This is a genomic window from Labrenzia sp. 5N (assembly GCF_012395805.1).
In the GTDB taxonomy this organism is placed as follows: Bacteria; Pseudomonadota; Alphaproteobacteria; order Rhizobiales; family Stappiaceae; genus Roseibium; species Roseibium algicola.
The window spans coordinates 401,499-420,321 of record NZ_JAAZTM010000016.1; the positions used below are offsets into that span (position 1 = coordinate 401,499).

The following is an 18,823-nucleotide window of genomic DNA, read 5'->3' on the forward strand; positions in this document are numbered from 1 at the left end:
TCACGCCTCCAGGGGCTTGAGGGCCGGGATCGGGCCGTAGCTGCGCGGTTCGCCCGAAAAGATGGCCGCAGGGGCGGGGAAGGAGACCGGGCCATTCGGGCTGTCGACGGTGATACGCCTCAGGTGCGGATGGGTCGACAGGCCTTTCATATCGTTGACCGAGGCCAATGCGATATTGGCATCCGTCAGCAACCTGATGGCCGTTTCGGCATCAAATTTCGCAAAGGCTTCGCCAACAGCGGCATCCGTTTCCCTGCGATTGTTCACCCGCGCGACGTTTGTTGCGAACCTTGGATTGGTGCCGAGTTCGGGTTTTCCGATGAAGTCGCTGCAAAGGGTCCTCCATTCCCGGTCGCTTTGAATGGCGATCAGAATTGCCGGACCTTCCTTTGGCTGGAAGACGCCATAAGGCGCAATCGAAGGATGGGCGAGGCCGACCCGCTGGGGGCTCTTGCCGCCTTCGTGGTTGAGAAGGGGAACTGTCAGCCAGTCGGCAAGAACATCGAACATGGAAACCGAGATCTGCGCGCCCTTGCCGGTGATCCCGCGCTGGATCAGCGCTTCCAGAATGGCGGTATAGGCCGTTGCCCCGGTGGCGATGTCGACAAGGGAGATGCCGACACGCGCGGGTTCGTTCGGCCCGCCGGTGATCGAACAAAGACCGGTTTCGGCCTGGATCAGCAAATCATAGGCCTTGCGGTCGGCCATCGGCCCGGTTTCGCCGAAACCGCTGATGGAGCAGGTAATGAGGCGCGGATAATCCACCACCAACCTGTCCGGATCAAAACCAAGGCGGGCCAAGGCGCCAGGCTTGAGGTTCTGGATCAGGACATCGGCGTCTGCGATCAGCTGCGCCAGCTTTTCCTTGCCCGTGTCGGAACCAAGATCCAGCGTGATGCTGTCCTTGCCCCGGTTCAGCCAGACAAAGTAACTCGACTGACCCTTGGCAACGTCGTCATACCCCCGGGCAAAATCACCCTCGGGCCGTTCGACCTTGGTGACTGTCGCTCCCGCATCCGCAAGCCGCGACGTGGCGTAGGGGGCGGCCACCGCCTGTTCGATGGCGACGACGTTCAATCCTTCCAGCGGCAACACCATCAGAACGACCTCGGCAGACCAAGCACATGCTCGGCAACATAAGAAAGGATGAGGTTGGTGGAGATTGGTGCCACCTGGTAGAGCCGCGTCTCGCGGAACTTGCGCTCGACGTCATATTCGCAGGCAAAACCGAAGCCGCCATGGAACTGGATGCAGGCATTCGCCGCTTCCCAGCTTGCCTTTGCGGCCAGGTATTTGGCCATGTTTGCCTCGGCGCCGCAGGGAGCGCCGGCATCGAACAGGCTACAGGCCTTATAGCGCATCAGATTGGCCGCCTCGATCTCGATATAGGCTTCAGCGATCGGAAACTGGACGCCCTGGTTCTGGCCTATGGGACGGCCGAAGACTTCCCGTTCGCGCACATAGTCAGTCACCTTGTCGGTGAACCAGTAGCCATCGCCGATACATTCGGCGGCAATCAGTGTGCGTTCGGCGTTGAGGCCGGTAAGGATATATTTGAAGCCTTTTCCTTCCTCGCCGATGAGATTTTCTTCCGGGATTTCCAGATTGTCGAAGAAGAGTTCGTTGGTCTCGTGGTTGACCATGTTCAGGATCGGGCGAACCTCCATGCCTGATTTCATGGCTTGCCTGATATCGACCAGGAAGATCGAAAGGCCTTCCGATTTCCTCTGCACGTCGGCGAGCGGCGTTGTGCGCGCCAGGAGGATCATCAGGTCGGAATGCTGCACACGGCTGATCCAGACCTTCTGGCCGTTGACGACGTAGCGGTCGCCCTTCTTCACGGCAGTGGTCTTGATCCTGGTGGTGTCCGTGCCCGTCGTCGGCTCGGTCACGCCCATGGACTGCAACCGCAATTCGCCGCTTGCGATCTTCGGCAGATATTTCAGCCGCTGTTCTTCCGAGCCATGCCGCACGAGCGTGTTCATGTTGTACATCTGGCCGTGACAAGCACCGGAATTGCCGCCTGCACGGTTGATTTCTTCCATGATGACCGAAGCTTCGGTGAGCCCGAGGCCCGATCCGCCGTAGTCCTCCGGAATAAGTGCGGCCATCCAGCCTTCGCGTGTCAGGGCGTCGACAAATTCTTCCGGATAGGCGCGGGCCTCATCGATTTTGCGGTGGTATTCGGCGGGAAACTGGGCACATAGCGCGCGGATGCCGTCGCGAATGTCCTGGTAGCTGTCGGTTTGGCTTGTCATGTGGGCTTTTCGTCTGGCGTGTTCGTTGACCGCAATTAAGCCTTTGAGGTGCTATTGAACAAATATATGTTTTGGATGGGTATCATATAAATTTTATATGCTAACTTGTTGCCATGGACATCCGCCAACTCCGCTATTTTCTGGAAATCGTTGCGCAGGGTTCGCTTACGCGGGCTGCCGAAAGCCTGCATGTGGCGCAGCCGGCCCTGTCGCTGCACCTGAAGAACATGGAGGAGCAGCTTGGCACCAGGCTGCTGACGCGCAGTCGCTCCGGTGTCACGCCCACGGAGGCGGGAGACCTGCTGCTGCAAAGGGCGCGGGCAATTCTCGAGGATCTGGCGCGCACGGAAGACGATATCCGCAATCTGGAAACCGATCCGTCCGGCATCGTGCGGATCGGCCTGCCGGGCACGATCAGCGCCATGGTGTCTCTGCCGTTGATCCTGGCGGCGCGTGACCGCTTTCCGCGGATCACGCTCAATATTACCGAGGCCATGAGCGGTTTTGTTGGCGATTGGCTGAGCGAAGGCAAGATCGATCTTGCCGTGCTTTACAGCCGTTCCAAGGATGCACGTATCCGGTCTGAATTGTTGCTTGAAGAAGAGCTTGTGGTTTTGTGGCCCGCCGATGCCGAACGTCCGCAGGAAATGAACATGGCGGCACTCGACAACGTGCCAATGGTGCTGCCGAGCGGAGCGCACGGCTTGCGGGTGCTGATTGACCGGACGTTCCAGGCGTTGGGCTTTGCACCTGAAATCGCGATGGAAATCGACTCCTTCAACAATATCAAGCGCCTGGTCGCAGCCGGGTTTGGCCCGTCGATCCTGCCGCTTTACGCGGTGACGGAGGAAGTGGCAGCAGGTTCCCTTCGTGTCAGCCGCATTGCCGCGCCGGGGCTCTGGCGCGGGGCTCATCTGATGTCGCCGGGTGGACGACCGGTGACGCGGGCGCTGGAAGCGGTGCACGCTTTGCTGCGCGAGGTTATTCTGGATCTGCGCGACAAGGGGGCCTGGGCCGCTTCCCGGCCACCGCAGGTTTCCGGCACCGAGACTGTCTCCTGACGGGAACAAAACCCGGAGCTCTGTCGTTTTCCCGAAACTGCCCTATGCTGGCTGAGCAAGCAGCCTGTCCATGTGTGCAAGGCTTCCCGCTATTTCTGGAGAACCGATTGACGATGATCGACGCTGTCCTGCTGACCTCGCCCCGTATTTCCACCTTTGATGACCAGACCTATCTCACGAACGCCAGCAGCTTTTTCTTTGCGCGTGATGAGCGCCTGTTTCTCGTTACCAGCCGGCATGTCATGGTGGATGAGCCAAGCGGGCATCATCCCTCCCGTATCGAAATAGAACTCCACAACGATCCTGAAAATCTGGCCGACTCGATCGCTTTTTCGATTCCGCTTTTCCGGGATGGCAAAAGCCTCTGGCGCCAGGGAGAGGATACCGCAGGCGATATCGACGTTGCCGTGATCGAGATTGACCGGGCGGCGCTACCTGAAAATATCGTCTATCGGGCCTTCGGGCCGGAACACCTGAGTGACCCGCAAGAGCATGTCGAGATCGGATCATCCATTCTGGTTGTCGGTTTTCCGCTCGGGTTTCATGACACGCTCCATCACATGCCGGTGGTCCGCCACGCGGTCGTGGCTTCCTCCTTCGGCTTTCGGTTTCAGGGCATGGGCTATTTCCTGACCGATGCCCGGACGCATCGCGGTACAAGTGGGGCTCCGGTGGTCATGCGCAATACGGCAGACACCGCAAGCGAACTGCCGTGGAAACTGCTTGGCGTTCACTCCGCCCGCCTCGATGTCGGAACGCGCGATCTCGTGCTGGATGAGGCGCTAGGCCTCAATTGCGCCTGGTATGCGGACATTCTGATGACGCTTACGGAGGGGTGACCCCCATCAAAGGCAAACTTCAGCCCTGGAGCGTCAGGCGGGTTTGAACCTGTAGTGGCCGGTGATTTCGAAATCGAACAGCCGGTCTTCCAGCTGTGTTCCAGCACCAATGTTGTGGACCACCATTGGTCGTTCGCTGTCTGCGGAGGCACGGTGACTGACAATCGCCATGTGCGGCAGGTTTCCAGGCAACATCTGGGAAACGACGTCGCCGGGCTGATAGTCTTTGGCGTTTGCAGTGACCGGAAGAGCTGCGCCTTTTCGTCTGAAGAAGGTCTGCAGGTTTGGCACCCGCCGGTGGTCGATGTTCCTGTCCGGGCGTTTGAGACCCCAGATCTTTGGATAGGACGAAAAGTCCGACTTCATGTCCGCATTAACGGCCGACTGGAGATCGTAGCCGAAGGCGTCGCGGTAGGCTCTGACGACCACATCGGTGCATACACCGCGTTCGCGCGGCAGGTCGCCATTGGGAAACGGGAGCGAGACATAGGCCGGATCGTAGACCACCGTAACGCCGATCTGGCTTTCTGCTGCCTCAATCAGCTGTCCCGCCCACGGATTGGGCAAAGCAAAACTGTTTGCCGTTGCTTCAGTGGGCGGCGTGGACGGTCCGGCAAGTGCCTTGCTGACGAGCTGCAACCCGGTTTGCAGCCGATAAGCGGGGAGGGTGTGTGCCGCGTAGGCGCCTCCTGCTGCCAGAAGTCCGGTTCCGAACAGGAATGTACGCCGCTTCATGTGAGAGCTCCCATAGATCTGAAGCCGGAATACTGGCGGAGTGGGACCGGAATGGGGCGAGGCGACATTTGACCGATTTTCCCGTTGGGTAAACCAATGCGCGTGTCGTTGCGGAAGTCGGTCAATTGCACGTTTTTTGTTCTCGAAAATTTAATCTGATGAGTCTTTACTGCAGAAAAAGGCGGTAAATGTTGACGAAATTTGGGGAAATACTGCTGAAAACGGCAATGATTGTCTTTTTGTCCTGGCTGGCGACGCCTGCCCAGGCCGAGCAGGCATCCCTGTCCTATGATCAGTTCTTTCTGCGTCACAGCGCAACCATGATGCTGATCGATCCGGATACCGGAAGCATTCTTGATGCCAACAACGCCGCGGCAGACTTCTACGGGTTCGACCGGGATACGCTGCGCCGAATGTCCATTCAGAACATCAATCAGCTGACGGCCGAGCAGGTTGAAGCCGAACGTCAACTTGCCAAGGCTGAACACCGAAATTTCTTTATCTTCCGCCACAAGCTGGCAGATGGCTCCGTTCGAAGCGTGGAAGTTCATTCAACTCCGGTGGACTACGACGGCAGGAAGGCTTTGCTTTCCGTGGTGCACGATATTTCCGACGACCGGCAGCGGGAACAAGAACTGTGGCACTACAAGAACCGCCTGGAGGAAATGGTCGACAGCAAGAGCGCGGAACTTTCCTCTGCCTATAACGCCCGGAACCAGTGGATGCTGGGCCTGGTCGGCACGCTTGGTCTGTCGCTTGTCGTCGTCAGTTTTCTGCTGCTTGAAAGACACACCGCACACAAGCGGCTGCGATCCTCGGAGCAGCGTTTGCGAGAGATCATCTTCGGCACCAACGTCGGGACCTGGGAATGCAACGTTCAGACCGGGGAGGTGGTCTACAACGAACGCTGGGCTGAAATTCTCGGCTATTCGCTGGCCGAGTTGCAGCCGGTCAGCCGACAGACCTGGTACCGGTTGACCCATCCGGACGATGTGGAAAAATCTGAGCAGAAGCTGGCAGAGGTGTTTTCCGGAGCAAGGGAAGCCTACGACAACGAAATTCGCATGCGCCACAAGGAGGGCAGGTGGGTCTGGGTTCTCGACAGGGGACGTGTGGTCGAATGGACGAAAGACGGCAAGCCTTTGCGCATGTCCGGCACCCATTCGGATATTACCCGTCTGAAGAAGACGGAAGAAGCTGTCAGGCGGCTAGCGATGACTGATCATCTGACAGGCCTTTCGAACCGGGCACATTTCAGCCAGAGCCTTGCGGAAAACGTCGCCATTGCAGACCGGGATAACCGCAAGTTTGCGCTGATGATGCTGGACCTTGATACCTTCAAGCCGGTCAACGACAGCCACGGGCATCCGGTGGGTGACGCGCTGCTCCAGGCCGTTGCCTCCACCATCAAGCGCTGCACGCGCGAAGGGGATGTCGTGACCCGGATCGGCGGGGATGAGTTTGCCGTGATCATCGGCGATTACGCGGAAGAGAAGGATGTTCTGGCCTGTGCCACCCGCATTTACCGGGAGGTCTCGCGACCGATGGAAATCAAGGGCAAGGATATCAACATCAGCATCAGCATCGGGGTGTCGTTCTATCCCGATGATGCAGATGATGCCAAATCGTTGATCACCCACGCGGACCAGGCCATGTATGAAGCCAAGAAGAGCGGGGCAAACGTCCTGACGTATGAAGCCTACAGGATGCGGGTGGCGAGCTAGCTGCGGTGAAAGTGAACGACATTCCTATGGCCTGCCTTCTCGCTCAGCCCTGCTCCTTGTCTAGACCCAGCGTGCCAGTTCCTCTTCGTATGGCGAGATATCGCCGAACTTCGCCGTGACCCAGTCCGGATTGTAGTAGGTATCGAGATAGCGCTGACCGCTGTCGCACATCAGCGTGACGATCGAGCCTCTCTCACCTTTGTCGATCATCCGGCCAGCGATTTGCAGCGCGCCCCACAGATTTGTACCGGTGGAAGCGCCTGCCTTGCGGCCGATCAGTTTCTCCAGCCACAGGATCGTTGCAATGCTTGCGGCATCGGGCACCTTGATCATGTCGTCGATGACGTCCGGCAGAAACGAGTGTTCCACCTTTGGCCGGCCAATGCCTTCGATCCGGCTTGAGCAGTTTTCGGTGAGAGCGTGGTTCCCGGTACGATAGGCATCATAGAAGACCGAGTTTTCCGGATCGACCACGGTCAGGCCGGTGTCGTAGCCCCGGTAGCGGATAAAACGGCCAAGCGTTGCGGATGTGCCACCCGTGCCGGCGCTCATCACCAGCATCTTCGGCACAGGATGCGGCTCGAATTCCATCTGGTTGAAGATGCTTTCGGCAATGTTGTTGTTCCCGCGCCAGTCGGTTGCCCGCTCCGCATAGGTGAACTGGTCCATGAAATGCCCGCCGAGCTGTTCGGCAAGGTTCACCGCCGCGCCGTGCATCTCGGGCGCTGATCCGACGAAATGCGGTTCACCGCCGTAGAGCCGTATTTGCTCGATCTTGCTGTGGGCGGTGCTTTGCGGCACCACGGCAATGAATGGAACGCCGATCATTTGCGCAAAGTAGGCTTCCGAAACGGCTGTGCTGCCCGACGAGGCTTCGATCACCGGTGTGCCTTCGCGGATCCTGCCGTTGCACAGCGCATAAAGAAACAGCGACCGGGCGAGACGGTGCTTCAGGCTGCCGGTCGGGTGGGTGCTTTCATCCTTCAGATAGATATCGACACCGGCGCAACTGAGGCCATGCAGCTTGAACAGATGCGTGTCGGCGGACCGATGCGCATCCGCGTTAATCCTGGCGACAGCATCCCGCACCCATTTGTCCATCGCAGTTCTCCCGGCAGTTGTTGCCCAAGAGTGGCGCTAAAGCGGAATGCCCGCAATATGGGCGATGAGTTCCAGGCTGTTGCGGGCGCTGAATTTCTTCATCAGCCGGGCCCGGTGGACCTCGACCGTGCGCGGTGACAGCCCGAGCAGGCGGGCGATTTCCTTGGTTGTATTTCCTTCGGCCAGCAGTTTGGCCACCTGTCGTTCACGCAGGCTCATTTCAGCCAGAGGCCGGTCTTCGGAAATGTCGGCAAAGCTCCAGACCGCCCGTGCGAACGGGGCGTCAAGGTTGAGAGACTGGCCACGCACGCGGCACCAGAACAGATCTCCGGATTTGCGACGCATGATGCGTTCATCCCGGTAGCGACCACTGCCTTTCATCCGTTCCAGTCCGATCTTGCCGATGCGGAGAAACTCTTCCGAAGAGGGATAAAGGACAGACAGCGAGGCACCGGAAAGTTCCTCCGGCTCAAAGCCGAACATATCGGCAAGACGCGCATTGCAGCGTCGGATCTGCCGCTCTTCCGTCAAGGCCAGGCCGACGGGCGCATTGTCGAAAGCAAGCGCTGCGAAGTCGTCCATGGGCTCCCCGTTACGTGTTTTGACGGAATTTTCGCTCTAAGGGTCTGAAGAGTATCAGATAGCTGTCCCGCACGGCCGTTTTTCTGGAAACCACATCTGGTCCGGAAGAACCAGCGAGCCGAAGGGACGAGGGAGGTGCCGGGAGGAGACTGGCTGGGGTGTGTCCGGAGGAGGGCATGCCCGGTCGGTCATTCTTGTCCTGAGGAGCGAGCCTTGCTCGCGTCTCGAAGGATGGGCTGCTTGTCCGCAATATGCCGCCCGTCCTCCGAGACAGCGCTCGGCGCTTCCTCAGGATGAGAAAAGCGGGATGGCGGACCAACGCGGTCGCACTGCACCAAACGGCGTATCGGGGGGAGAAAAACAGGATGAATCCGGCAGAATGGTTATACCGGAGCGCGGCGAGAAGCCCGCAGAGCCCGGCGTTGCTGCAGGGGACCGAGCGCAAGGCAAACTATCTGGAGTTTGCTCGTAGTGCCGGGGCCATAAGCGCTGCGCTTGCCGGCTACGGCATCGGCAAGGGAGACAGGGTCGCACTGTTTGCCGCAAATTCCACGCGCTATCTGGAAGCGCTTTACGGCATCTGGTGGCGTGGCGGCGCAGCCGTGCCGATAAACGCCAAGCTGCACGAAAAGGAAGCCGCCTGGATGGTGGAAAATTCCGGTGCAGAATTTGTGTTCGCCGACAAAAAGACCGCCGAGCTGGTGGCGCCGCATCTGCCGGAGGGCGTGGGTCTTGTCTCGCTCGACAGCCCTGAATTCGGCGCCATGTGCCAGGCAGCGCCGCACACCACGCCGGAACCTCTGGATCCTGCAGATCTTGCCTGGCTTTTCTATACCTCCGGCACCACCGGCAGGCCCAAGGGCGTGATGCTGACTTGCGGCAATCTTGCTTCGATGGCGCTGAGCTACTTTGTCGATGTCGATGACGTCAAGCCGCAGGATGCGATCCTCTATGCCGCGCCGATGAGCCATGGTGCCGGGCTCTACAATTTCATGCACGTGATGAAAGGGGCGCGTCACGTCGTGCCGGTCAGCGGCGGGTTTGATGCCGCCGAAATCCTGCAGATCGCGCCTGTGATCGGCTCCATCTCCATGTTTGCCGCGCCCACCATGGTCCGCCGCCTGGTGGATGTCGCCAAGGCTTCGGGAGGCACTGGCCGGGGGCTGCGGACCATCGTCTATGCCGGCGGGCCAATGTATGAGGCGGACATTCTGGAAGCGGTTGAAGTGATGGGCGCACGGTTCGTCCAGATCTACGGTCAGGGCGAATGCCCGATGGGCATCACCGCACTGCCGCGCGCCGAAGTTTGTGACCGCACCCATCCACGTTGGCGCGAGAGGCTGAATTCCGTCGGCACGGCCCAGTCCGTCGTGCGGGTTGCGATCGTCGACGGCGAAGGCCGAGAGCTGCCACGCGGCGAAGTCGGGGAAATTGCCGTGCGCGGAGATACGGTGATGAAGGGCTACTGGCAAAACGAGGAGGCAACAGCCCAGACCATCCGTGACGGCTGGCTGTGGACCGGAGACGTTGGTCGCATGGATGAGGACGGCTACGTCACGCTGCAGGACCGGTCCAAGGACGTCATCATTTCCGGTGGCTCCAATATCTATCCGCGCGAGGTCGAAGAGGTGCTGCTGACACACCCGGCTGTGCACGAGGTGGCAGTCGTTGGCCGACAGGACCCGGAGTGGGGAGAAATCGTTGTCGCCTTTGTTGCCTGTCACCCGGGCCAGAGCGTGAGCGAGGCTGAGCTCGACAAGCTCTGTCTGGACCGGATCGCCCGGTTCAAGCGGCCGAAACGCTATCATTTCCCGGCTGCCCTGCCGAAAAACAACTACGGCAAGATCCTGAAAACGGACCTGAGACAACAGCTCGAAGCGGAGGAAACGGCATGACAGATCTCACCGGAAAAACAGCTCTCGTCACCGGGTCCGTTCAGGGGATCGGCCTGGCGATTGCCAAGGCACTGGCGGGGGCAGGGGCACGCGTTGCCGTCCACGGTCTGGCGAACCCGGAAGAGGCGCAAGCGGCTGTGGCAGAGATCAAGGCCGCCGGGGCACCGGACGCCCGTTTCTTTTCTGCGGACATGCGCGACGTGGCGGCTGTCGAGACGATGATGGCGGACGTTGCCGCCTGGGGCGGCCCGGATATCCTGGTCAACAATGCGGGTATCCAGAAGACTGTCAGCTTTGCCGAGGCGGATGCTGCCACATGGGATGCCATCATCGGCGTCAATCTGTCAGGTGTCTACCATACGATGCGTCTTGCCCTTCCGGCGATGGCCGAACGCGGCTTTGGCCGTGTCATCAACATTGCCTCGGTGCACGGGCTGGTCGCCTCGGTCAACAAGGCGCCTTACGTGGCTTCGAAATTCGGTGTCGTCGGCATGAGCAAGGTGGCCGCGCTTGAATATGCGGCAAGCGGTTCCAGAGCCTCGGGTGGGGTGACGGTCAATTGTATCGCGCCCGGCTGGACGGAAACCGCAATCATCGAGCCGCAGGTGGCAGCCCGCGCCGCCCTTCATGGCGGCGATCGCGACAAGGGCGTTGCAGATCTTCTGGCGGAAAAACAGCCTTCCCACCGCACGTCCGACCCGTCTGAAATCGGTGCGCTGGCGCTTTGGCTGTGCAGCCCGGTGGCGCACAACGTGACGGGCGTGACAATCCCCGTCGATGGCGGCTGGACAGCTCAGTAGGGCTGTCGACCACCAAAACGGCAGACGAGCCCCGGGGCGGGGCTCGTCCCTATTTGGCGTCATGGGTGATCAGAGATCGCCAATGGCTGTCTCGCGGATCTCTGGCCACTTGGCGTAAGCACCGGCGAGAACCTCGTCCTTCTGCTCCAGATACTTGTCGAAGATGACGGCGTTGACGAAGAGATAGAGCTTGCCGTCGACGATATCGGCAAAGCGGACATCGCCATCAAGTTTCTTGCCGACATAGATGCCGAAGGCGCAGAAGCCGCCGAACTGCGGCAGGAAGCTTTCCGGAGCAGCGTCGAACTGCTCCTTGGTTTCGGCCGTGGCGAAGTAATAGTCGACACCATCATGGCTTGAGGTGTGGACCGCATCGCCAAGGCCCGGGGTCGCGCCTGCGAACATGGAAACAGGGTCGATGCCGTGCATGCCGAGCGGATTGCCGTTGAGGGTGAGGCCGTTGGCAACGTTGTATTCGTCCGCAGCAAGGGCGGCGGTGGACAGAACAAGGGCTGCGGCCAGGGCCGGAAGGGCGAATTTGAGTTTCATTGGTTTGATCCAGTCTTGGGTTGGGGTAGTCGGTTTTGAGGAGAGAGCTGGCGGTCAGGCGGAACGGGCGATGCGTTCGACTGCGTCGTCGGTCCACCAGACGCCGTTGGCGACCATGCGGAAATTGATGATGGCGGCGAGGTAGCCGTCGCCCTCGGGCACCTTGGCGCCTGCGGTCGCATCGCGAACCACGGCCACTTCGAAGCCGAGTTCCAGAAGCTCGTAGAGATGGGCCTGCGTGCACAGGTTTGCGGACATGCCGGCCAGGATCACCTTGTCGATCCCGCGCTTGCGCAGCTGCAGGTTCAGATCGTTCTGCGCCGGGCTGTAGACCTTGTGCGGTGAGCAGATGACGGTTTCGCTGTCCTCGATGTATTTCTTGTACTGCGGCATCCAGTCGGCGCCGGACCCTTCGAAATTCTCCAGGGAGAGCGGGCCCGGGCGATCGAACATGCCGATGGAATGCATGGTCTTTTCCAAGGTGCCTTCGAACTGCCACTTGTGGTCGTGCGGATAATAGTAGTGGGGCGAGATGAACACCGGCATCGCGGCAGCCTTGGCCGCCTTGAACAGGCGTTCGATGTTGTCGACGGTGCCTTGCTCGGTGACGCTTTCGCCAACGACACCCCAAGTGACGCCGTCTTCGGACAGGAAGTCGATCTGCGGATCGGTGACGACAAGCGCGGTGCGGCCGGCCTCGATCTCCATGTCGATCTGCGGCAGGCCCGGTTTTTCCGGATCGGCATAGAGCGCACGGGCTTCTTCTGTTGCGGCGGTGGCGGAACCGGTGGCCATGGCGACGGCACCCACGGTTGCCGCACCGGCTGCCCCGGCAAGCAGGCGGCGGCGGGCGTGATCAACCGTTTCCGGTGTTACGCAGCAGGCGCAGGTCTTGTCATGTTCGTTGTCCATATAAAGTCTCCATTGCTTGTGTTGGACAGGGTTGCGATGGGCAGCGCATCAACTTGAAACGCTGTCAGGTTCGCGGCCAATCACCGGGTGCCTGAAGGCACGGCTCTCCCGTTCCCGGCGCAGGGCCGGGTTGGCGTCGGATTTGGCCACGTTCCATGGGGGCGGCACCGGCATGCCGGTGCCAGAAAGCTGAGGTCAGAAAACTGAGGTCAGATAGTTGCGTGGTCCGGTGCCTTGCTGGCACGCTCTGGAACCTTCCGGCGGACTGAAGCCGGTTTCGCATCATTTGCCGGTAAGGTCGGCAGGCGCACGGTTAGAACCGCGCCTCTATTGCTGCTTCCGCCTCCGTTCTGAGCCGCAATTTTGCCGCCATGGCGTTCGGCGATCAGCCGGGCGATCCAGAGGCCAAGTCCCGAGGACGGCCCAGGCCGGGCGGCCTTTGCGGAAAGCTGGGTGAAGGGACGGAAGGCCCGGGCAAGATCGGCAGCGGTGAAGCCCTGACCCTGATCGCTGATACGCACGGAGACATTACCGTCATCTTCCCGGGAGATAGCGCAAAGAACGGTGCCGTCGTCCGGGCTGTGGCGCACCGCATTGCCGATGAGATTGTCGAAGGCTTCGAACAAAAGCTCCGCATCGCCGCAGATCAGACAGGGGGATAGGGACACGATTTCCAGACTGACCGCATGGCGGCGAGCCAGCGGTTGGTTGACGGCGACCGCCAGCGCCAGAACCTCGGCCAGATCAACTGGCCGCATCACACAGGAGAGCGGATCCCGTCCCTCCTTGCCGCGCTTGACCAGGGCGCTGAGACTGCCGGTCAGGTGCTGGAGGATACGGTCGGCCTTTGCGGCGTTATCCGCAATCGCGGGCTGACCTTCCCAGGTTGCGCATTGGGCAATGTGCTCGATCAACAGCGAGAGGTTGGCAAGGGGACCGCGCAGGTCGTGGGCGACGATGGAAAGCGTCCGGCCATACGCGTTGCTGTCGGTCAGGTTGTCCGAATGCGGCAGCGCTGCCGGAAAAGTCGAAGGTGCATGGTCATGCCTGGCCGGACTGCGGGCCGTGATCTGTTCGATAATCATGTGGCGCTCCTTGTCTCAAAAGCCCTGGAGCGCTGCGGGAAAGTGCCCGGTGATGACCGCTCCGTCGTTCGATGACCTTTGAATACGCGAGGAGTGCCCTCTCGGTATCGGCCGGGTCTGCCACTGTTTTGGCCCTATCTGCCAAGCCTGTTCTGACCTGCCAGAAGGCAGCAAAACAGGTTGAGCCCGGCCATGTTTGGCCGGGCTCTTCCGGGATTTGCGAATGTTTCGGGTTTTGCCAGATCTGGCCGCGACCGTTGCCGTGAGCCTGTGCGTCGGGCGGGTGTGTTCTCAGACGGTTGCGCTGTGTTGCCGGAATTGCGCCGGTGGCTGGCCGACCCAGCGCTTGAACGCGCGGGTGAAGGTGCTCTGTTCGGAGAAGCCCGTGAGGAAGGCAATTTCGGCAATGGAACAGCTGCTGCCTGCCAGCAGCTCCCGAGCCAGCTTCGTCTGTGCCTCGCGCAGCATGTCGCGGTAGGTCAGCCCTTCCTCCGCCAGGCGGCGATAGAGGGTGCGCTCGCTCATGCCGAGATCACGCGCGACGGCAGCCGCGGAAGGTACGCCGCTGCTGAGTGTTTTCGTCAGGCGGTTCAGAAGATCGCGCGTCAACGCGCTGCCGGCAGGCAGGGCGTCGATTTCCGTCTCCAGATGATCGGTGAGGAAAGTGCAGACGCCTTGATCTCCAAGCCGGTTCGGCAGGTCCAGCATCGGCTGGGCCATCACGATGGCGTCTTGCGCTTCACCGAAGCGGACCGGGCAGCCGAAAAACGCTGCGTAGCGTTCTGACTCTCCCCGGCAGGGATGGCGAAAGGTGACAGCCTCAATTTTCAGGCGCGGACCGACTTGAGACGCCAGATTATGAGCAAAGCCTGCAAGGGCACATTCGTTACGAAGATGCAGGATCGGCTGAGGGGAGGTCTGCCCGGCAATGGAGAAGACAGCAAGTGGTCCATCTTCCTCCAGGCAATATACCGCGGTGTCGGTCACCAGCCGGAAGTAGCGCTCGATCAATTGCAGTGTGGTGCGAAGGGTAGGCGCGGTTTTGATGGCAAGGCCGAGAACGCCGAGATCGTCCGGTTTGATTTTCTGCGCATAGGCAAACACCAGACCTGGTTCATCCGGATACCAGCTGCGTATCCAGTCGAGCAGTTCGAAGTGGGCGGTGTCCGGTATGCGCCCATCCTCGGTACGCACCTCATGGCGCACGGTTCCATCTGCTGCGACCAGCTTGCCGTCGCTGGTCATGGTCAGTCCTGCGGTAGCGGCCATGGTGTGCGCAAAGGCGGCAATGACACTGGCCATCGTCAGACCTCTCTTGCTGCACGGTACGTCGGGGCAGGGGCTTGGCCTTGCGCCAGTTCAGAGCGCGCACCGGATACAGACCAGCTGGCAAGAACCACGTAGTTCCAGTGAGGCCGTTTTCCGGAACAAATGCCGGTGTCTGCATGAATGTGAACCGCGATCTGACTTCCGGGCATGACTACCGCCTTCCTGATCGAAAACGTGACGTTGAGGAAATTTATACAGACAGGTCTGTCTATATGTCAATAAGCCGTGATAACCTCGTTTGAGGATGGACGAGAAGGGGGCGAACAGGATAGTGAAGTAGACAAACCTGTCTGTATATGGAGATGATGGTGCAATCACGCCGAGACGAGCTCGTGGATACAGCGCTCAGGCTGTTCTACACCCGCGGGTTCAATGCGACCGGAATAGACAAGATCCTCGCCGAGGCGGGGGTGGCGAAGATGACGCTCTACAAGCACTTCCGCTCGAAGGAGGAGCTTATTCTGGCCGCGCTCAACCGCCGGGACGAGCAGTTCCGCAACTGGCTGATGGGCGAAATGGAAAAAGCCTCGCCGCGGCCGCGAGAACGGCTTCTGGCCATGTTCGACGCGCTGGAGGACTGGTTCAACGGCCGTGCCTTCAAGGGGCTCGGCTTCAACGGCTGCGCCTTCATCAACGCGGCGAGCGAATTCGGTGACCATCAGCACCCGATCCACCGCACGGCGGCCGAGCACAAACAGCGGATCGTCGATTACCTTGAGCCCCTGTGTCGTCAGGCCGGCGCCGAAGACCCGGCAGCCCTTGCCGAACAGCTTGCCCTTTTGAAGGAGGGCGCCATCGCCACCGCACAGGTGCGCGGCATGCCGGCCGCCTCCAGAACCGCAAGGGCCATCGCCGAAACGCTGATCCCCACCTGAGGAAGCGTTCGGCGGGACAGACCGGTCGAGTTTCTGGCGGTATCAGATGCGGAAAGCGATGCCGGTCTGCTGTTCGGCCAGCTTGCCGAAATGCAGTTTCAACAGCTTGTGGTCATCCTCGGTCGACGTCTGGAAACTGCGCCGCTCGGTGTCCTTGACGATCAGGAAGGCAGCGGCCCAGATGCCGATCAGGAAGCCGGTGTCGTCGCGCAGCTCCAGCCGGTGGCCGATAAGGTCACTGCCATCCAGCCCCACCGCATCCTTGCTGCCACAAACCTCCAGGCAAATCAGCCCGTTCTCGTAGAACCGCCAGGAGATCTTGTGCAGGACACAGTCCTTGATTGTCTGGTCCGATGTCCAGACGAACTCCTTCCAGGTGACCGGTTCCTTCTCCGGGCCGATTTCACCGGTGTTGTGGATGTCGGACGCCATCTGCCGGTGCGTGGAAAAATCGAGTGTTGCGGAAGGTCGGGACAGTGGGATCCAGGCCGTGCCCGTTTCCCCTGTCACGGCCTTCTGTAACGCCACAAACCGCTCCCTGGCCTCATCACTGACACCAAGTTTCCCCAAAAGAGGCTTTGCAAAAATCGAAGCAAGCTGAATCACGACCGCCTCCCGTGGTGGGCGTTACCGGATCATCCCGTTTAGAGGATGGAGGGTAGGGTACAGGGGCGGCAAGGGTATGACGAGAAAAAGCGAGCCGATTGACTGGAAGGGGCCCGGAACTGGCAACTTTGAACGTGGTGAAAGCCGATATTGCCGCCCCGGCACAACGTTGGCCTGACCTGAGCTGTGGTCCCCGTGACCCGCACGCAGCAAAGGCAAGATGTTCTAGTCGTTTCTCAAAGCGCCGACACGATCCACGATATCTGCGCATTCGGTACGGCTCTGAGGTCCGCAGGTGGCGTTCAGCCGCGCAATCACGTTGGCAACTGCCGACGGAAAGGCGATGTTTGTGTCCTCAACGATGTATTCAAACAGCTCTTTGTACTGCCTTGCGTTGTTCACGCTGTAGAAAAAGGCGCGGGGCAGATAGGTTCGCAATTCGTCCTGTAGTTCCTTGTTGTCCTTGAACTGGTCAGGCAACTGGACAGGGTCCAGCGGAAAGTCCTGTGGTTGCTCGCCTTCCTGAATGTCGAAATAGAGAAAGGCGTTCTTGACGTAGCGGGGCAGTGGTTGACCGGCGATCGGGTTGCGTTTGCGGCAGGTAACGGTCTGCGCCAACCCGCCAAATTTGTAGAAGTCCGGATTTGTCCATTCGGAATCGCGATAGGCAAAGACAGTGAAGTCAAGCGCCACGGGACCCTCATCGGACTCGGTACCGACCCCTAGCTCGGAATTCAGCCGTCCGACGTAGTGCGTACCTTCCGGGTTCATCTCGACCGTGCCGACATCAAACAGCTCCAGCGCTTTCAACGACCAGTTCAGGCTGTTGACGTCCCAGGTCAGAGGCAGAGTATCGTATTGATCTTTCGGTACCTTGATCAGCGGTTGAACCGGGCGTGTCAGCCCGCAACCGGTTGAAATCTCTGAAGCATATCCATCGTGAACCTTCAGGCGCGGGTGCACTCTGTCCTTGACGCGTGTGGAATATCCCCGCGCTTCATTCTGATCGAAAGCGTCCAGAGTGTGTATGATCCGCAGTTCCGATTGCGGGTTGTACAGAACCAGCCTTTCATCGTCTTCTTCTTCAATCTTGAAGGAATAGCCAATGCCGACTTCAGCCTCCAGCGTACAGGCAAGATCCCGGCATCCCGTATAGGATTGATGCGTGACCACATCTGTCGTGTCGCGGTTTCCAAAGTCGTTTGCCGATATATCGCGGGCCAGAACCGCTACGGGGATCCCGTAGTGTGTGGTGCCCTCAAGGTACTCCGATCGTCCCGGTACCGTGCTTCTTTCCAGATTGAACATGATCGTCATTCCGGGCAGGAAAGTCGCAAGTCTGTTTGCCTCCTTTTCTGCGCCCGAATAACTCTTGCTGCCTCTGAGCTCGTTGTCGCCAATTTTGGACAGCGCGAACGTGCCGCCAACGACCCAGCGTGCTCCTTCGGGAATATCGCCGGTCGGGTCCTGAGCACATGCGACAGAAATTGAGCAGATAAAAAGCAAGCTGTGAAACATACATTTCATGATCAGGCATCCTTTCTTATCTGAAGTTCTGCGCCATCTCGTGCAGCGATGCTCCAAAGGTGGCTGCGAAGCCGTCTATGTTCTGCTGGGTCACTTGCGACGGTGTTGAGTACATCAGTTCTGCCTGGTCTTGCAGCTCGACCAATTTCGGGAACCCGGAAGTCGGGTAGATCGCCTTGAGTTCCAGGAAAATCGTATTCAACTCCGTCAGGAAGGTCGCGATATCGCTTTTGCAGGTATTCGTCGAAAGGGTGCTAACGCTTCGCGTACAATCAAGGGCCAGAAAAGCGTCTGAAAACCGCGTGGTCAGCTTGGATAAATGGCTGTTCCTGAAGGTGTTCAGCGCATCGCGTTTCGACGCGACTTCGATTTGGTTGTCGACCCTGGCGATCAGGAATTGCGCGAAAAACACGATCACAAGTCCGGAGAGCACCGCTCTGAAGGTGATCTCCACCAGGCTTTGATTGAGCGACTCTTTCTTTCCCGACCAGAACGACACGCCTTACCTCACCAGTTCGAGAAAGCCTTGAACGTGCCGAACCTTTGAAACGGACAAGGCTCCAGACCAGCTGTTCTAACAGCGCTGATATCTCGGGTTGCAGGCTTCAACCGGAACCGTAGATATGGTCGTGAAGGCGATCGTCGCGGTAAAGAGTACTGCAAAAAACGTGTGCATATTCCACGTCATCTCGAACTCCATATTTAAAAACGATATAAATCTTATATCTACAACTTATTCGATAACTTCCGTTACGTCAATATTTGATGATTTGTCAAGCAAAGCCGCCAACCTTGACGGTCAGCAAGACGGCAGCCCGGATGCTGATCAGAAAGCCGGTGTCGTCGCGCTGTTTCAGCCGGTGGCCGAATGGATCGCTGCCCTCCAACCCCGCCGCCTGCCTGCTGCCGCAGGCCGCCTGACGACCGGTTCCTGAGCCAGACATA

General features: G+C 59.5%; 19 protein-coding genes. 7 read left to right on the forward strand and 12 right to left on the reverse strand.

Annotated elements, in window-relative coordinates; all coding sequences use genetic code 11:
- Both HEP89_RS17715 and HEP89_RS17720 read right to left on the reverse strand, forming a co-directional pair.
- A complete protein-coding gene (locus HEP89_RS17715) occupies positions 1-1,098 on the reverse strand; it encodes a CaiB/BaiF CoA-transferase family protein (protein WP_168692627.1) in 1,098 nt (365 codons plus the stop codon).
- The gene (locus HEP89_RS17720) at positions 1,098-2,258 is read right to left on the reverse strand and encodes an acyl-CoA dehydrogenase family protein (RefSeq protein ID WP_168692628.1); all 1,161 of its coding nucleotides are present in this window, start codon (positions 2,256-2,258) and stop codon (positions 1,098-1,100) included. Before HEP89_RS17720 ends, HEP89_RS17715 begins: the two co-directional genes overlap by 1 nt.
- 113 nt (positions 2,259-2,371) lie before the next feature.
- Here HEP89_RS17720 and HEP89_RS17725 point away from each other — a divergent pair, with 113 nt between their 5' ends.
- On the forward strand, positions 2,372-3,319 hold the full coding sequence (locus tag HEP89_RS17725; RefSeq protein WP_168692629.1) for a LysR substrate-binding domain-containing protein: 948 nt from the start codon (positions 2,372-2,374) through the stop codon (positions 3,317-3,319).
- A 113-nt stretch (positions 3,320-3,432) separates the two neighbouring features.
- A complete protein-coding gene (locus HEP89_RS17730) occupies positions 3,433-4,158 on the forward strand; it encodes a serine protease (protein WP_062488287.1) in 726 nt (241 codons plus the stop codon).
- Between the two features lie 33 nt (positions 4,159-4,191).
- Here HEP89_RS17730 and HEP89_RS17735 read toward each other — a convergent pair whose 3' ends face one another.
- A complete protein-coding gene (locus tag HEP89_RS17735; RefSeq protein ID WP_168684352.1) occupies positions 4,192-4,893 on the reverse strand; it encodes a DUF1287 domain-containing protein in 702 nt (233 codons plus the stop codon).
- 188 nt (positions 4,894-5,081) lie between these two features.
- Here HEP89_RS17735 and HEP89_RS17740 point away from each other — a divergent pair, with 188 nt between their 5' ends.
- On the forward strand, positions 5,082-6,617 hold the full coding sequence (locus HEP89_RS17740) for a sensor domain-containing diguanylate cyclase (RefSeq protein WP_168692630.1): 1,536 nt from the start codon (positions 5,082-5,084) through the stop codon (positions 6,615-6,617).
- Between the two features lie 60 nt (positions 6,618-6,677).
- On the opposite strand, the gene HEP89_RS17745 is transcribed toward HEP89_RS17740, so the two are convergent.
- Both HEP89_RS17745 and HEP89_RS17750 read right to left on the reverse strand, forming a co-directional pair.
- Entirely contained in the window at positions 6,678-7,718 is a 1,041-nt protein-coding gene (locus HEP89_RS17745; RefSeq protein ID WP_168692631.1) for a PLP-dependent cysteine synthase family protein, read from the reverse strand.
- Positions 7,719-7,754: 36 nt separating this feature from the next.
- Complete coding sequence (locus HEP89_RS17750) at positions 7,755-8,300, reverse strand: helix-turn-helix transcriptional regulator (RefSeq protein ID WP_062488291.1); 546 nt, start codon at positions 8,298-8,300, stop codon at positions 7,755-7,757.
- A gap of 365 nt (positions 8,301-8,665) precedes the next feature.
- On the opposite strand from HEP89_RS17750, the gene HEP89_RS17755 reads away from it, so the two are divergent.
- Both HEP89_RS17755 and HEP89_RS17760 read left to right on the forward strand, forming a co-directional pair.
- Complete coding sequence (locus HEP89_RS17755) at positions 8,666-10,195, forward strand: AMP-binding protein (protein ID WP_168692632.1); 1,530 nt, start codon at positions 8,666-8,668, stop codon at positions 10,193-10,195.
- Complete coding sequence (locus HEP89_RS17760) at positions 10,192-10,995, forward strand: SDR family NAD(P)-dependent oxidoreductase (protein ID WP_062488293.1); 804 nt, start codon at positions 10,192-10,194, stop codon at positions 10,993-10,995. Before HEP89_RS17755 ends, HEP89_RS17760 begins: the two co-directional genes overlap by 4 nt.
- 69 nt (positions 10,996-11,064) lie before the next feature.
- Here HEP89_RS17760 and HEP89_RS17765 read toward each other — a convergent pair whose 3' ends face one another.
- The 4 genes from HEP89_RS17765 to HEP89_RS17780 all read right to left on the reverse strand — a co-directional run bounded on the left by HEP89_RS17765 (position 11,065) and on the right by HEP89_RS17780 (position 14,843).
- Positions 11,065-11,544 carry a YHS domain-containing (seleno)protein gene (locus HEP89_RS17765; protein ID WP_055655209.1) on the reverse strand — a complete coding sequence of 160 codons (480 nt, stop codon included), beginning with the start codon at positions 11,542-11,544 and terminating at the stop codon, positions 11,065-11,067.
- A gap of 54 nt (positions 11,545-11,598) precedes the next feature.
- Positions 11,599-12,456, reverse strand: coding sequence for a cysteine hydrolase (locus HEP89_RS17770; RefSeq protein WP_168692633.1), 858 nt, complete (start codon positions 12,454-12,456; stop codon positions 11,599-11,601).
- Positions 12,457-12,665: 209 nt separating this feature from the next.
- Entirely contained in the window at positions 12,666-13,541 is an 876-nt protein-coding gene (locus HEP89_RS17775) for a HAMP domain-containing sensor histidine kinase (protein ID WP_168692634.1), read from the reverse strand.
- Positions 13,542-13,832: 291 nt separating this feature from the next.
- Complete coding sequence (locus HEP89_RS17780; RefSeq protein ID WP_168692635.1) at positions 13,833-14,843, reverse strand: AraC family transcriptional regulator; 1,011 nt, start codon at positions 14,841-14,843, stop codon at positions 13,833-13,835.
- A 359-nt stretch (positions 14,844-15,202) separates the two neighbouring features.
- Here HEP89_RS17780 and HEP89_RS17785 point away from each other — a divergent pair, with 359 nt between their 5' ends.
- Complete coding sequence (locus HEP89_RS17785) at positions 15,203-15,745, forward strand: TetR/AcrR family transcriptional regulator (protein WP_209014746.1); 543 nt, start codon at positions 15,203-15,205, stop codon at positions 15,743-15,745.
- 42 nt (positions 15,746-15,787) lie between these two features.
- Here the strand turns inward: HEP89_RS17785 and HEP89_RS17790 are convergent, their stop codons facing one another.
- The 3 genes from HEP89_RS17790 to HEP89_RS17800 form a co-directional block, all read right to left on the reverse strand.
- Positions 15,788-16,273: a hypothetical protein gene (locus HEP89_RS17790; RefSeq protein WP_208984206.1), complete on the reverse strand. Its 486-nt coding sequence runs from the start codon at positions 16,271-16,273 to the stop codon at positions 15,788-15,790.
- 303 nt (positions 16,274-16,576) lie between these two features.
- A complete protein-coding gene (locus HEP89_RS17795; protein ID WP_168692637.1) occupies positions 16,577-17,878 on the reverse strand; it encodes a hypothetical protein in 1,302 nt (433 codons plus the stop codon).
- 16 nt (positions 17,879-17,894) lie between these two features.
- Positions 17,895-18,377: a hypothetical protein gene (locus HEP89_RS17800; protein WP_055655204.1), complete on the reverse strand. Its 483-nt coding sequence runs from the start codon at positions 18,375-18,377 to the stop codon at positions 17,895-17,897.
- Between the two features lie 130 nt (positions 18,378-18,507).
- Here HEP89_RS17800 and HEP89_RS17805 point away from each other — a divergent pair, with 130 nt between their 5' ends.
- On the forward strand, positions 18,508-18,813 hold the full coding sequence (locus HEP89_RS17805; protein WP_168692638.1) for a hypothetical protein: 306 nt from the start codon (positions 18,508-18,510) through the stop codon (positions 18,811-18,813).
- Positions 18,814-18,823: the final 10 nt, after the last annotated feature.